This is a genomic window from Noviherbaspirillum sp. Root189 (assembly GCF_001428545.1).
GTDB lineage: Bacteria > Pseudomonadota > Gammaproteobacteria > Burkholderiales > Burkholderiaceae_D > Noviherbaspirillum.
Map to the genome: position 1 here is coordinate 37,639 of NZ_LMHZ01000013.1, position 13,588 is coordinate 51,226.

Annotated in this window: 13 protein-coding genes; 2 read left to right on the plus strand and 11 right to left on the minus strand. The window is 55.9% G+C overall.

Going from position 1 to position 13,588, the window contains the following annotated elements:
* Positions 1–40: 40 nt before the first annotated feature.
* Both plsY and ybaK read right to left on the minus strand, forming a co-directional pair.
* Positions 41–646: a glycerol-3-phosphate 1-O-acyltransferase PlsY gene (plsY, locus tag ASE07_RS09705; protein WP_057290624.1), complete on the minus strand. Its 606-nt coding sequence runs from the start codon at positions 644–646 to the stop codon at positions 41–43.
* Positions 647–680: 34 nt separating this feature from the next.
* Positions 681–1,172, minus strand: coding sequence for a Cys-tRNA(Pro) deacylase (gene ybaK / locus ASE07_RS09710; RefSeq protein ID WP_057290625.1), 492 nt, complete (start codon positions 1,170–1,172; stop codon positions 681–683).
* A 422-nt stretch (positions 1,173–1,594) separates the two neighbouring features.
* Between ybaK and phaP the strand changes: the two genes are divergently transcribed.
* Entirely contained in the window at positions 1,595–2,158 is a 564-nt protein-coding gene (gene phaP, locus ASE07_RS09715; RefSeq protein ID WP_057290626.1) for a phasin family protein, read from the plus strand.
* Positions 2,159–2,489: 331 nt separating this feature from the next.
* On the opposite strand, the gene xerD is transcribed toward phaP, so the two are convergent.
* The 9 genes from xerD to ASE07_RS09760 all read right to left on the minus strand — a co-directional run bounded on the left by xerD (position 2,490) and on the right by ASE07_RS09760 (position 11,279).
* Positions 2,490–3,395, minus strand: coding sequence for a site-specific tyrosine recombinase XerD (gene xerD, locus ASE07_RS09720; protein WP_057290627.1), 906 nt, complete (start codon positions 3,393–3,395; stop codon positions 2,490–2,492).
* A complete protein-coding gene (locus tag ASE07_RS09725; protein WP_057290777.1) occupies positions 3,392–3,892 on the minus strand; it encodes a methylated-DNA--[protein]-cysteine S-methyltransferase in 501 nt (166 codons plus the stop codon). The genes xerD and ASE07_RS09725 overlap by 4 nt, the downstream gene beginning before the upstream one ends.
* A 157-nt stretch (positions 3,893–4,049) precedes the next feature.
* The gene (locus ASE07_RS09730; RefSeq protein ID WP_057290628.1) at positions 4,050–5,549 is read right to left on the minus strand and encodes a tripartite tricarboxylate transporter permease; all 1,500 of its coding nucleotides are present in this window, start codon (positions 5,547–5,549) and stop codon (positions 4,050–4,052) included.
* A gap of 12 nt (positions 5,550–5,561) precedes the next feature.
* Positions 5,562–6,023: a tripartite tricarboxylate transporter TctB family protein gene (locus ASE07_RS09735; protein WP_057290629.1), complete on the minus strand. Its 462-nt coding sequence runs from the start codon at positions 6,021–6,023 to the stop codon at positions 5,562–5,564.
* Between the two features lie 148 nt (positions 6,024–6,171).
* Positions 6,172–7,155: a tripartite tricarboxylate transporter substrate binding protein BugD gene (locus ASE07_RS09740; protein WP_156396516.1), complete on the minus strand. Its 984-nt coding sequence runs from the start codon at positions 7,153–7,155 to the stop codon at positions 6,172–6,174.
* 201 nt (positions 7,156–7,356) lie between these two features.
* Positions 7,357–7,782 (minus strand): universal stress protein, encoded by a 426-nt coding sequence (locus tag ASE07_RS09745; protein WP_057290630.1) that lies wholly within the window; start codon positions 7,780–7,782, stop codon positions 7,357–7,359.
* A 54-nt stretch (positions 7,783–7,836) separates the two neighbouring features.
* The gene (locus tag ASE07_RS09750; protein WP_442946061.1) at positions 7,837–8,580 is read right to left on the minus strand and encodes a TerC family protein; all 744 of its coding nucleotides are present in this window, start codon (positions 8,578–8,580) and stop codon (positions 7,837–7,839) included.
* A gap of 293 nt (positions 8,581–8,873) precedes the next feature.
* Positions 8,874–9,851: a tripartite tricarboxylate transporter substrate binding protein BugE gene (locus ASE07_RS09755; RefSeq protein ID WP_057290632.1), complete on the minus strand. Its 978-nt coding sequence runs from the start codon at positions 9,849–9,851 to the stop codon at positions 8,874–8,876.
* A 423-nt stretch (positions 9,852–10,274) separates the two neighbouring features.
* On the minus strand, positions 10,275–11,279 hold the full coding sequence (locus ASE07_RS09760) for a TRAP transporter substrate-binding protein (RefSeq protein WP_057290633.1): 1,005 nt from the start codon (positions 11,277–11,279) through the stop codon (positions 10,275–10,277).
* A 181-nt stretch (positions 11,280–11,460) separates the two neighbouring features.
* Between ASE07_RS09760 and ASE07_RS09765 the strand changes: the two genes are divergently transcribed.
* Positions 11,461–13,515 carry a sensor histidine kinase gene (locus ASE07_RS09765; protein WP_057290634.1) on the plus strand — a complete coding sequence of 685 codons (2,055 nt, stop codon included), beginning with the start codon at positions 11,461–11,463 and terminating at the stop codon, positions 13,513–13,515.
* Positions 13,516–13,588: the final 73 nt, after the last annotated feature.

Genomic DNA, 13,588 nt, shown 5'->3' on the forward strand with positions numbered 1-13,588 from the left:
GATAGACGTGTAGCAATCTGCTGTCGGAATGGACGCCGGCTTATTTTTTCTTGCTGCCGAGTCGGCTTTCCTTGCCAGCCATCAGGTTGGCAATGTTCTGGCGATGACGATAGATCAACAGGGCGCTCATCACAAGGATGGCCAAAAGAATGCCGTCGGTACCGAACAGCAGCCCATAGTAAAAAGGGGCGAAGACGCTGGCCACCAGCGCGGCCAGCGATGAATACCGGAAGGCGTAGGCAATAACGATCCAGGTCACAATGGTTGCGAGGCCGAGCCAGCCATTGATTCCGATCAGGACACCCAGCATGGTCGCAACGCCTTTGCCGCCGACAAAGCGTGTGAATAGCGGCCACAGATGGCCGACGAACACGGCGAGTGCGACCAACGCAATGCCGGCATCGCCTACGCCATTCTGCGGCCCCAGGCGCATGGCCAGCCATACCGCAAACCAGCCTTTGGCGCCGTCACCGAGCAAGGTCAACGCAGCTGCGGCCTTATTGCCGCTACGCAGCACGTTGGTGGCCCCTGGGTTCTTTGAACCATAGGTACGCGGATCAGCGAGCCGGAAGATCCTGCTCATGACCACCGCAAACGATACCGAGCCGATCAGGTAAGCGGCGACGGCAAACAAAACTGTATTCATTTCATCCTTTCAATGGGGTACCACCACAACGGCATTATTCTTCGAGCGCGCATTTCACGGGCTTGGCTGGCAGGACGACCGGAATGACTTTCGGGTCGATGCCGATCAGATAACCGCGGCGGCCACCGTTGATATAGATCCGGTCGAGATCGAGAATGCTTTGCTCGACATACACCGGCATGGCTTTTTTGGTGCCGAAGGGAGAGGTGCCGCCAACCAGGAAACCTGAATGACGGTTGGCGGCTTCGGGTTTGCAGGGCTCGACCGACTTGCAGCCGATCTGGCGCGCCAGGTTTTTGGTAGAGACCTTGCGATCGCCATGCATCAGCACGATCATTGGTTTGGCCGCCTCGTCCTGCATGATCAGGGTCTTGACCACATGATGTTCATCCACTCCCAGTTCGCGGGCAGACACCGCAGTGCCGCCATGCTCTTCATACGCATAGGGATGCTCGGAAAAAGCGATTCCCTGCTTGCGCAGAAATTGGGTGGCCGGAGTCTCGGAGATATGTTCTTTTTTTGCCATGGTTCAAATTCAAATTGCGGAGCACATTATGCAGCAAGATCCGCTCTTTGCAAGACGGCAGGGCATGCCTTATGCGAGTGACAGACACAGGTGATTTTCTCGTTCACGATCTTTATGGGGAATTTTGATGAAAAAGTTGGGAAATGGTAAATTGCAAGAAAAACAACTTAAGCCGCGCTGTTTTCCTGATGGATGCTTAGCTCTCTGCGATATGCCTCAAGTAATTCTTCTTATCATTGGCTTTATTCCTGTCCGGAAAATTTCCGTTGCCCGCTGATAGATAAAGATCAATTATTTTTGTGCGCCGCACAAAAACGTCTTGACTTCGATAGCTCAGCCTTTAGAATAGTCATTGTTGCAGCGCACAATAAGTCTGCTATTAACCTACCCTATTCACTGCATTTCCTTTTTAGGAGAAGACCATGTTTAACACTCCCGAGCAATTTTCCTCCGCCGCCAAAGCCAACTTTGAAGCTCAGGTTTCCCTGTTCAACAGCCTCTTCGGCAAAGCATTTGAGAGCGTCGAAAAAGTTGTTGACCTGAATTTGAATGTAGCGAAGGCATCGCTGGAAGACACATCGATTGCAGCACGCCAGTTGCTGTCTGCAAAAGACCCTCAGGAATTTTTCTCGCTGACCGCCGCACAAGCTCAACCAACCGCTGCGAAGGCAATCGCCTATGGTCGTCACCTTGCTGGTATCGTGACCGCCGCCCAGGCTGAACTGAGCCGTGTCACCGAAGAGCAGATCGCCGAAACCGGCCGCAAGGTATCTGCCCTCGTCGACGACGTATCCAAGAATGCCCCGGCCGGTTCGGAAAACGTTGTTGCCATGTTCAAAACCGCGCTGGGTAATGCTAATGCAGGTTATGAGCAGTTCACCAAAACTGCCAAGCAGGCAGCTGAAGTGATGGAAGCGAACATGAATTCCGCCGTCACCCAGTTCTCGCAAGTCGCGGAAAAGACAGCTGGCCGTACACGCAAGTAATCCTTCATCCCGGATTCCGGATGATGCAAAACGGGCCGCAATGCGGCCCGTTTTTTTATTGGTGATACAAGGCAGCGCTGCTCAAATTTATGCGGGAATCCCCTTTTACCGCGAGATGAAGGCGATGATCGCTTAAAGCGTCGACACCATATACGTCGCGGCAAAGGTTGTAGCTACCAGCACAATATAGGAAAGGGTACGCAAGGTTTCCATGGTCATTGTCCAAAACGGGTCGTTGGACATTCACTTTAGCAATTATTGTTCCATTTCAAATTGACAGAAAGCAATAGTTTTAATGCCTTCATGTCATGTTAACGTGACAAAACAGAGCTTATCCCCGCGGGTGATGTTCCGCGTGCAGTTTCTTCAGACGTTCCCGGGCAACATGGGTATATATCTGGGTAGTTGAAATATCGGCATGCCCCAGTAAAAGCTGGACAACACGCAGGTCCGCACCATGGTTGAGCAAGTGGGTGGCAAACGCATGCCGCAAGGTGTGCGGTGACAGCGGCGCATTGATATCCGCCTTGAGCGCATGCTTCTTGATCAGGGTCCAGAACATCTGGCGCGTCATCGGGCCGCCACGTGCGGTCACAAACAACGCGTCATCGACCTGGCCGTTCAGGATGGCGAGCCTGCCCTCTTTCAGGTAGCGTTCGATCCATTGGCGCGCCTCTTCCCCGAACGGCACTAGCCGTGTCTTGGCGCCCTTCCCGGTAATCCGGAGCACGCCCTCATTCATGCCCAGTTCCATGGTCTTGAGCAAAACCAGTTCGGACACGCGCAAGCCGCTGGCATACATCAGTTCCAGCATCGTGCGGTCACGCAGGCCCAGCGGCGTACTGACGTCGGGCGCGGCGAGCAAAGCCTCGACCTGCGCCTCGGACAGCGTTTTGGGCGTACGTGGCGGCTGCTTGGCCGATTTCAGTTTCAGACAGGGGTCAACATGAATCCTGTTCTGCCGCAGCGCCATTTGATAGAAGCGCTTGAGTACTGCCAGACGCCGGTTGGCCGACGTTGCCTTGGTATCGGCATGGCGTGCTGCGAAGTAGGCCAGGATATCCTGGGCTTGGGCGGCATGCAGATCCTTACCGTGCTGCTCGGCGAGCCAGGTACCAAATAAGGTCATATCCCGCCGGTACGCTTCCAACGAGTTTTTGGCTAGTCCGTCTTCCAGCCACAGGGTGTCGCAGAATTCGTCGATGAGATTCTGGTTTGCTACTGGCGCTTCACTCATCGGTAAGCCGTAACGCCTTCATGGGCAAGCAACCACCGTTTGACACCGAGATGAAAACCGGTCTCGTCATCATGGTTGGAAAAGCCGCCGAGTCCCCCGGACGCCGTGACCCGGTGACAGGGAATCACTAGCGGAAACCAGTTGGCGCCGCAGGCCTGTCCGACCGCCCTTGGCGCCGAGCGGATCAGTTTGGCCACTTGGCCGTAGGTCCGCACATCGCCGCGCGGAATGGTGCTGATGACATCCCAAACCTTGCGCTGAAACGCCGTGCCTACTTCGGCCAGCGGCAGATCGAAACGGAAGTCGGGTTCGTTGAGATAGCGCTCTACCTGGCGTGCTGCCTGTTCCGACAGGGCGTCGACCGGCGCCTTTTCATCGAAGCTCGGCGGCAGATAGACGAGTTCACGAACGATGCCAGGCTCGGTACGGATTCCGACCGCTCCCCAGGGAGCCTCGACGATGGCGGAAAATAGCGTTTGATTGGAAGATGCTTTCATCCCGCTAGCATAAATCAAAAGCAGGGACATTTTGTTTCATCCGCACAGTCAGACTAAAGGTGTTGCAAGTCTGCCCCATACAAAACCAAACCGGCGCGCCCCTTTCGGTGGCGCGCCGGTCCAGACAGAGATTTACCGGCATACCCGGCCGCCGTTCTTACTCGACGAATGCCTCTTCGCGCTTCTTGCGCAAGGAAGGCAACAGCACGACCGCCATGGCCAGCGCGGACAGGATCAGCATGGTGGCGCTGATCGGCCGCTGCAGGAAAACTAACGGATCGCTGCGCGACAGCAGCAAGGCGCGACGCAGATATTCTTCCATCATCGGCCCGATAATGAAGGCCAGCATCATCGGTGCGGCTTCCATCTCAAGCTTGGCGCAGATATAGCCGAACAGGCCGAATCCCGCCATCACGAACACGTCGAATTCGCTGTTGTTCAAGCTGAATACGCCAATCGCACAGAAGACCAGGATGCCCGGGTACAGGAAGTGGTAAGGCACCATGATCATGCGCACCCACAGCCCGATCATCGGCAGGTTCAGCACGATCAGGAAGAAGTTACCGATCCACATCGAAGCGATGATGCCCCAGAACAGCGCCGGTTGTTCCGTCATCACCGCCGGTCCCGGCTGAATGCCCTGGATGATCATCGCGCCGATCATCAGTGCCATCACCGGGTTGGATGGAATCCCCAGGGTCAGCATCGGGATGAAGGAAGTTTGCGCGCCGGCATTGTTGGCAGCTTCTGGTGCGGCCACGCCTTCAATGGCGCCCTTGCCGAACTGCGCCGAGTTCTTCGATACCTTCTTCTCGATCGAATAAGCAGCGAACGACGAGAGCATCGCGCCACCGCCGGGCAGGATACCCAGCGCCGAACCGAGCGCGGTGCCGCGCAGGATGGGCGCTATGATGCGCTTGAGATCGTCCTTGCTGGGCATCAGTCCCTGGACCTTCTTGATACTCAGTGAACGTTCTTCCTGATTTTCCAGGTTGCGAATGATTTCACCCAGGCCGAACATGCCCATGGCAACCACCACGAAGTTGATGCCATCCGCCAGTTGCGGCACGTCGAAGGTATAGCGCGGGGTGCCTGAATTGACGTCAGTACCGATCAACCCCAGCAGCAGACCAAGCATAATCATGCCGAGCGCGCGCAGCAGCGAGCCGTGTGCCAGTACCACCGAGGCAACCAGGCCCAGCACCATCAGCGAAAAGTATTCAGCGGGACCAAACTGCAGTGCCAGTTCGGCCAGGGGCGGTGCGAACAGTGCGAGCAACAGTGTGGCAACAGTACCGGCAAAGAATGAACCGATACCAGCGGTAGCGAGGGCCTTGCCGGCATGACCCTGACGGGCCATCTGATAGCCATCGATCGCGGTCACGACCGACGAGGATTCGCCCGGCAGGTTGACCAGAATCGCGGTGGTGGAGCCGCCGTACTGCGCGCCGTAATAAATACCGGCCAACATGATCAGCGAAGAGATCGGCGGCAGCGCGAACGTCGCCGGCAGCAGCATGGCGATGGTCGCGGTCGGCCCGAGGCCGGGCAGCACACCGATGGCGGTACCCAGGAACACCCCGATCAGGCAGTACATCAGATTGGATAAAGTGAGCGCGGTATCGAAGCCGAGTGCGAGGTTACTTAGAATTTCCATTGTTCATTCCCCTTAGAACCCGAGCCACGGGCCGAGCATCGGCATCGGCAGGCCGAGCGCTTTCACAAATACCAGCACGCTGAACACCGCGAGGCCAATGGCGACTGCGAGGAAAGGCGCCACCCTGAACTTGATACTGGCCAGCCCACTGAGCATGACCAGGACGATAATGGCAATTGCCAGGCCGGCACCGCGCACGAGCACACCAAACAGCACGGTACCCATGATCACCAGCACGATGCCTTTTATCGAAAAGGCCCCAATGGCTTCGCCGGAACTAATCAATGAGCGCACCACGGCAATGGCACCGATCAGGGCAAGCAGTCCGCCAAGGATGGTGGGGAAGTAGGCCGGGCCCATCCTGCCGGCGCTACCCATTGAATAGTCCCGGCCGATAAAGATCGCGGCCAGTCCAATGGCGATGAAAATCACCCCCGACCAGAGGTCCTTGGGGTTGCGGATGAATGATGCCAAAATCGTCTCCTCCTTGGTTTACAAATATGTTGCAATTCTGCCTGTCTTGCGGGGCGCTGTTTTTACCTGCATGTTAGCTGCAACCCGTATGAGAAGCGGGGCGATGATGCCCCGCTTCCTTTACTGCATGGCTTTATACCACTTTTGTTTAATCGGCATACACGCCGGCCTTCTTGATAATTGGGGCCCACTTGTCAATTTCGGCCTTGAGGTGACTCCGCAACGCTTCCGGGGTGGCGCGGTTTTCTGCAACCGGCTCGGTGCCAAGTTCAGCGAAGCGCTGCTTGACGGTCGAATCTTTGAGAGCGATCTGGAGAGCACCTGCCAGTTTGTCAATTGCCGGTTTAGGCGTGCCCTTAGGTGCATACAAGCCATGCCACACCGCAATCTCGAAGTTCGGCAATCCGGCTTCATTGGCTGTTGGCAGATCCGGCAGTGACGGCACCTTGGTCTTCGTCGTGACCGCATAGGCCTTGATCTTGCCGCTCTTGATCTGGCTGGTGGTGTTGGTGGTCTGGTCGCACATGAAGTCGACCTGACTGCCCAGCAAGTCATTCATCGCAGGACCTGTCCCCTTGTAAGGAACGGTAGTGACTTCGGTATCGATTGCGGTCTGGAACAGCATTCCGCACAGGTGCGATGCTGAACCAACACCGGCGTTGGCGTAGCTAACCTTGTTCTTGTTAGCCTTGATATAGGAGATCAGCTCCTTGAAATCCTTGGCGGGAAAATCCTTGCGTGCCACGATAGTCATCGGCACATCGGTGACAAGGCCGATCGGCTCGAAGCTATCGATCGAACTATAAGAAAGCTTGCGATACAGGGTCGGTGCGGTAGATTGGCCGATATGGTGCAGGAAAACGGTATGGCCATCCGGCTCCGCCTTTGCAACCCGGGCTGCGCCAATAGTACCGCCCGCACCACCAACGTTCTCGACGATCACCTGCTGGTTCAGTGTTTTGCTCATCGACTGCGCTACCAGACGGGCCACGGTATCGGTTGGGCCGCCTGCTGCGAATGGCACAATCATCGTGATAGTTTTGGTCGGGAAAGTGGCCTGTGCATGAGCAAAGGTGCTTGCTACCAGTGCCAGCCCTGCTACGAAACGAAATGACTTGATATTCACGTGCATTGCTCCTCTTTAATAGTTGTATAAATGCATGACCTGTCCGGCTGATCAGTAAGCCACGCAAAGTATTTCAAAGTATTTTCAATACTATGCGCATACCAAGTCTGCATTCAACCTATTATTGTCATGACACGTGTATGGCGCTACTGTGGAAACCCGCAAATCATGTTTGTGCGACGCACAAAGTTTGCAGCCAGGGTTGCCTTACTTTACCAAGACCACCGGAACGTCAGCCAGATGAATTATTTTGGTGGCAACCGAACCCATTAGCAAACTGCTAATTCCTGACAGCCCACGCGTACCGATGACGATTTCATCGCAGCCTTTGTCATGCGCGAATCGCGTAATAATTTCAGCCGGTTCGCCAACAAACAGATGGTGACTATAGGACACACCAGCGGATTCGAGCATTGCGCATGGCCCTTCCAGAACCTTCATGCCTTCCTCATGATGAAACTGCTTCAGCTGTCTGGCGTCCACAAAGCCGCTGACACCGCCGTGCAATGCATACTGCACATTTACCAGCAGAACTTGTATCTGGTCTTTCGCGCCAGAGGCTCGTTTGATTACATGAGCGAGAGCATGCTGTGAACTTTCCGAGCCATCAATCGCCAACAGGATTTTTTGCATTGTTGTTTCCTCTCAGTGAAACGGCGTCCTGTGCACTGGCAGGACCGTACGTAGTTAATGGCCTCCGGTATTTTCGCGCGCTTCTTTTTGCGCTGCCAGATCTTCCGGCAGGGCGGCTCGCGATTCGGCGCGTGCAGCGAGCAGCTTACCTATTGCTACCACGATTACCGCGCCCAGCAATGGCGCTATCCACTTCGCTGCAGGCAAATTTACCGCAAACCAGTCCTGGACTGCCACATCTTCAACCACCATTCCACCTGCGATCCAGCCAAGCAGCGCACCGCCGCCGACGATAACCAGAGGAAAACGATCCATCAGCTTCATCACCAATTGACTGCCCAGCATGATGATTGGAATGCTCAGCAGCAAGCCGAAGATGATGAGCACCTTGCTGTCACCCGCGGCTCCGGCAATGGCAATCACATTATCCAGACTCATGACAGCGTCGGCGACAATGATGGTTTTGATGGCGGATATCAGCGTAGCGCCTGCTTCAATGTGATGACCGCCCTCTTCCGGCTCCGGCAGGAGAAGCTTCACACCGATCCACAAGAGCAATGCAGCGCCAACAAGCTTTAAGTAGGGCACTGCGAGCAGCGTTACCGCAAAGAAGATCAGCACCACGCGTAGACCGACTGCACCAAACATGCCCCACAGGATACCTAGTTTGCGTTCTCTTTCCGGTAAGCGACGGCAGGCCAGGCCGATGACAACGGCGTTGTCGCCACCGAGTACGATATCGATGGCGACAATCTGCAAGATGGCCAGCCAAAATGAAGGGTTACTAAAGTCCATGATTACCTTACATGCCTGAATAACGGGGATGAGAAAAAGCGCCTGCCTTGAAGCGCTTGTCCGAAAACTTAAGCTGCCCAAAGACCTCGATACCACAGCTTTCGGAAGAGCCGAAAAATGGTCGTTGGCGAGTATACAACATCGTTTTATCCGTTAATTCCGTTAATTCGAGCAATTCCTGCGTAAAAAGCGCAGCTTACGCCGGCACCTTTATTCCGATCGCTGCAAGGCTGTACCGACGTAAAACAGGCAAAGCGATGTTTTAATGGCGTCGCCTGTCGAGGCGGGGACGATGATCAGGTGCCGTCGAAACGAATATTCTGCTTCTTGACCAGATTCTTCATTTTGTCCAATTCGGTCTTGATTTCAGCCGCATGCTCGGCCGGCGTATTGCCTACAGGTTCCGCGCCGCTTTGCTTGAGTCGCTCACGCACTTCAGGCATGGCAAGAACTTTCACTGCCGCAGCATTGATTTTCTTGACAATGTCGTCCGGCGTTTTCGGCGGAGCAACCAGGCCATACCATGCCGGATCGTTAACCTGGGGAAGCCCAAGTTCTGCAAACGTTGGAACATTAGGCAAGGCTTCAAGACGCTTGTTCCATGCAATCGCCAACGGCCGCAGCTTGTTCGCCTGAATGTGTGACATGGACGAAGGCAGGTTATCAAACATCATGTCGACTTGGCCGCCAAGCAGATCGTTCAGCGCGGGCCCGGCACCCCGATACGGAATGTGGAGGATGAAGGTTCCTGTGGCAAGTTTGAATTGCTCGCCGACCATGTGCTGGATACTGCAGGTGCCTGACGTTGCATAGTTCAGCTTGCCCGGACTCTTCTTCACATAGTCAATGTACTGTTTGAAGTCCTGCGCCGGAAACTTGGGATTGACAGTCAGGACATTTGGCGTCCGTGCGAGGTTGGTGATCGGGGTGAAGTCCGTCAAGGGGTTGTAGCCGAGCTTAGGATTGCACGCCGCATTCACTGCATGGGTCGAGATGGTGGAGATGCCGAGGGTATAGCCGTCGGGATCAGCCTTGGCGACAGCAGTGGCCCCAATACTGCCTCCGCCACCACCACGGTTCTCGATGACAACTGGTTGACCAAGCTCCTTGCCCAGCTTGTCGCCGACGACACGTGCCACGATATCAGTGGTTCCACCCGGCGCAAACGGCACGATCAGGCGGATGGGCTTGTTCGGATAAGACTCTGCGTAAGCGGCCGATGCCATGATCGACAGCGACGTCATCAGCGGCACGGCAAGGTAATGTAATTTCATTGGATATCTCCTGTGTTGATCGTTACCTTCTATGGGAACGGTGATGAAGAAAATGACGGCGGTACGTAGGATTAACAGTACCGACACGAGGTAAGTATGCAAACTTCAGGCCAGAATTCTTCTGCAGGCAGTAGCCGTCTCTTATCGATACAGTCTTCCGGCATGAGCAAACGTACCGGGCAGAATGTACTCTGGAGTTGTCTGAAAAACCGCAAAGTGTTGCCGCCAAATTCTGGAGATCAGCACATAAAGGAATAAAGTAATGAAGGACATGTCGCCTGGGTTTTTGCGTCTGCTTATACCAATCCCAACCTGTAACGTGACAAATGAGATCGATGGATTTTTTTGACTGGCAAGGCGCAGGAGGAGTCAATAGCGGGCTATTGACGACGACTCATGGTGCGTTATGGGTTGGGATTGGTATTACTTGATGCCGAGTCCGGCAGCTTCCTTGTTGACTGCGCCAATCAGGTCCTTGCCGATACGGCCTTCCATATCCTTCTGGACCGGCAACAGCGCCTTGCGCCATTCAGCACGATCCTTGTCGTTCAGCACGTAGATTTCAGTCTTGCCGGATTTCTTGACGGCTTCCATGGCGGAATCGTTTTCCTGCTGTGCGATTGCGTTCGCATAACGGGTAGATTCTTTCATCGCACCTTCCAGTGCGGAGCGGATGTCGGCCGGCAGGCCATCCCAGAATTTCTTGTTGACGATGACCGCGTAGCCCAGGTAGCCATGGTTGGATACTGTCACATGCTTCTGCACTTCGTGCATCTTTTGCGTGTACAGATTGGACGGCGGGTTCTCCGTACCGTCGACGATGCCTGTCTGGAGCGCTTGATACACTTCGGAGAATGCCATCACCTGCGGGTTGGCGCCCAGCGCCCGCATCTGTACATCAAGCACCTTGGACGACTGGATACGCATCCTTAAGCCCTTGAAGTCGGCCGGCGTCCTGAGCGGCTTGTTGGCCGACATCACCTTGAAGCCGTTGTCCCAGTAAGCCAGTCCGGTAATGCCCTTGGACTCCAGTTTTTTGAACAGGTCCTTGCCGATCGGGCCTTCCGTCACGCGGTACAGCACCTCCTTGGTCGGGAAAATATAGGGCAGATCGAATATTTCGAATTCCTTGACCCCCAGCGGACCAAACTTGGCCAGCGACGGTGCCAGCATTTGCACCGCACCCAGTTGCAGGGCTTCGAGCTCCTCCTTGTCTTTGTACAAAGTGCTATTCGGATACACCTCTACCTTTACCCGACCTTTGGTTGCCTTTTCGGCAAGCGCCTTGAAGCGGTCGGCGGCCTTGCCTTTTGGCGTGTCATTTGCCACCACATGACTGAATTTGATGACAATCGGCGCCTGCGCAAAGGCATTGGCGCTGACTACCGCAGCCACGCCAAGGCCCAGGAAGAGGGCTTTGAATTTCATGTATGTCTCCAGTTGAGCGGAAATAAATCCTTTGCAATCCATGTGTGCATTCTGTTGAGAGCCCAGAAGGGTTACAAGTGTGGATAACCACAAGCTTAGTGCACGTCGCGAAGCGCCTGCGACATGCACTAAACTGTCAATATCGTCGCACTTCTCAATTGCTGCCTGACACCACGTGCCCATGATACGCAAGCGCCTCACACAGAAATTCAGCGTCGTTTTCCCCACCCGGCGCCAGGCATGGCGCTGGCTTTTACCGATTCTGCTGGTATTGCTGTTCCTGTCGACGCTGCTGTGGCTACCCTGGCAGACGCAACGGATGGAAGCCAGCGAGCGCCAGGAGCAGTTGATCGCCGATACGCTATGGGTCGAGCAGACGATCCGTTTTCAGCTCGGTCGCCATGAAGAAAATCTGCGCCAGATCGCTTCCGAAATCCTGGCCGGCCATCTGACTGAACCGCGGCTGCGGGAACGGCTCGGAACGCTTGTCCGGACCAATCGAGAACTGACCCGCATTGTCCAGTTCGACAGCCAGGGCCGCATGGTGCTGTCGACCGATGATGAGCCGCTCTCGCTCAAGGACCTGTCACCGGAATCGCGTCTCGCATCCGAAAACGCACGCAAGTCGCAAGATCCGCAGTACGCGCAACCCGCATCGGGCTCGAACTCGACAGGTCCTGCCACGCTTGACTATCACGTGCCGCTGCAGTCAGGGAACGATTACCTCGGCGAACTGGTGGCCAGCTATTCGATACCGAGCATCCTCAGTGAAATGGTGCCCTGGTGGTTTGCGCAGGACAATGAAATCAGCCTGACCGACCAGGACGACAATGTCATTGAGCAGCGTGCAGCCGGCGGCCCCGGCCGTAACGTTTATACCCACCAGCGCGCGCTGGACTTGCCAGGTGTCGTGCTTACCCTGCGCACCAACAGCGTCAAGGGCGAACCCAAGCTGCTGCCCAGCCTGCTGGTCGGTTCGGTGATTACGCTGTCGCTCGGATTGCTCTGGAGCCTATGGGCGCTGTGGCGCGACATCAACCGGCGGCTCGCCGCCGAAGGTGCACTTCGGCAGCAGGTGGCGTTCCGTACCGCCATGGAGAATTCACTGATGACCGGACTACGGGCGCGCGACCTGAATGGCCGTATTACCTATGTCAACCCGGCATTCTGCCGCATGGTCGGCATTCCTGCTGAACAACTGGTCGGCAAGCTGCCGCCGATGCCTTACTGGGCGCCCGAATCAATAGACGAATACAACCATCGTTTTACGAAGGTACTGGCCGGAACCGCCACACCGCAGTTCGAAACGATTTTTCAGCGCGCCAACGGCGAGCGCTTTCCGGTTCTGATTTTCGAGTCCGCACTGGTGGACGACAGCGGGCGGCAAACCGGATGGATGGGATCGATCCTGGACATCTCCGACCGCAAGCAGGTCGAAGACCTGAACCGGCGCCAGCAGGAAAAGCTGCAGGCCAGCGCGCGGTTGGCCACGATGGGTGAAATTGCGTCGACACTGGCCCATGAACTCAACCAGCCGCTGGCCGCCATTTCAAGTTACACCACCGGCGCGCTGAACCTGATCGACAGGCATGCCGACCATCCCGAGCAACTGGATCTGTCGATGCTGAAGCCGGCGCTGGAAAAGGCCGGCAACCAAGCCCAGCGCGCCGGCCACATCATCCGCAGCGTGCATACGTTCGTCAAGCGCAGGGAACCAAGCCGCGAGCCGGTGACCGTGCAGGCGCTGCTCGACAACGTATTGCCGCTAGTCGAACTGCAGGCGCGCCAGTTCTTCGTCGCCACGCAAACCGAGCTCGATGCCGATCTTCCGCCAGTGCTGGCGGACCGCGTGATGCTGGAGCAGGTGTTGCTCAACCTGACGCGCAACGCGATCGAGGCGATGCAGAATATTCCGCCCGAACGCCGTATCCTGCGCATCGTGGCCGAACGGGATGCCGTTACCGGATCGCAGCCCAACGTGGTCATCGCGGTTATCGACAACGGCCACGGTATTCCACAGGAAGTCTCCGAGCGATTGTTCTCACCCTTCTTTTCGACCAAGGCAGAGGGCATGGGCATGGGCCTGAACATCTGTCGTACCGCCGTCGAGTTCCACGGCGGTAAACTGCTTCATGCGGATAATCCGGGTGGCGGCACGATTTTCCGCTTCAGCTTGCCGATATTGACTGAGGGGATGCCAGTTGCGGGAGATTCGGCGATAATCAGCGAAAGCTGATGCCGCCTGCGTTGCTTCATTCAATGCGACGGCTGCTGCGCACACTTGACAGGATGTCCATGCATTCCGCATC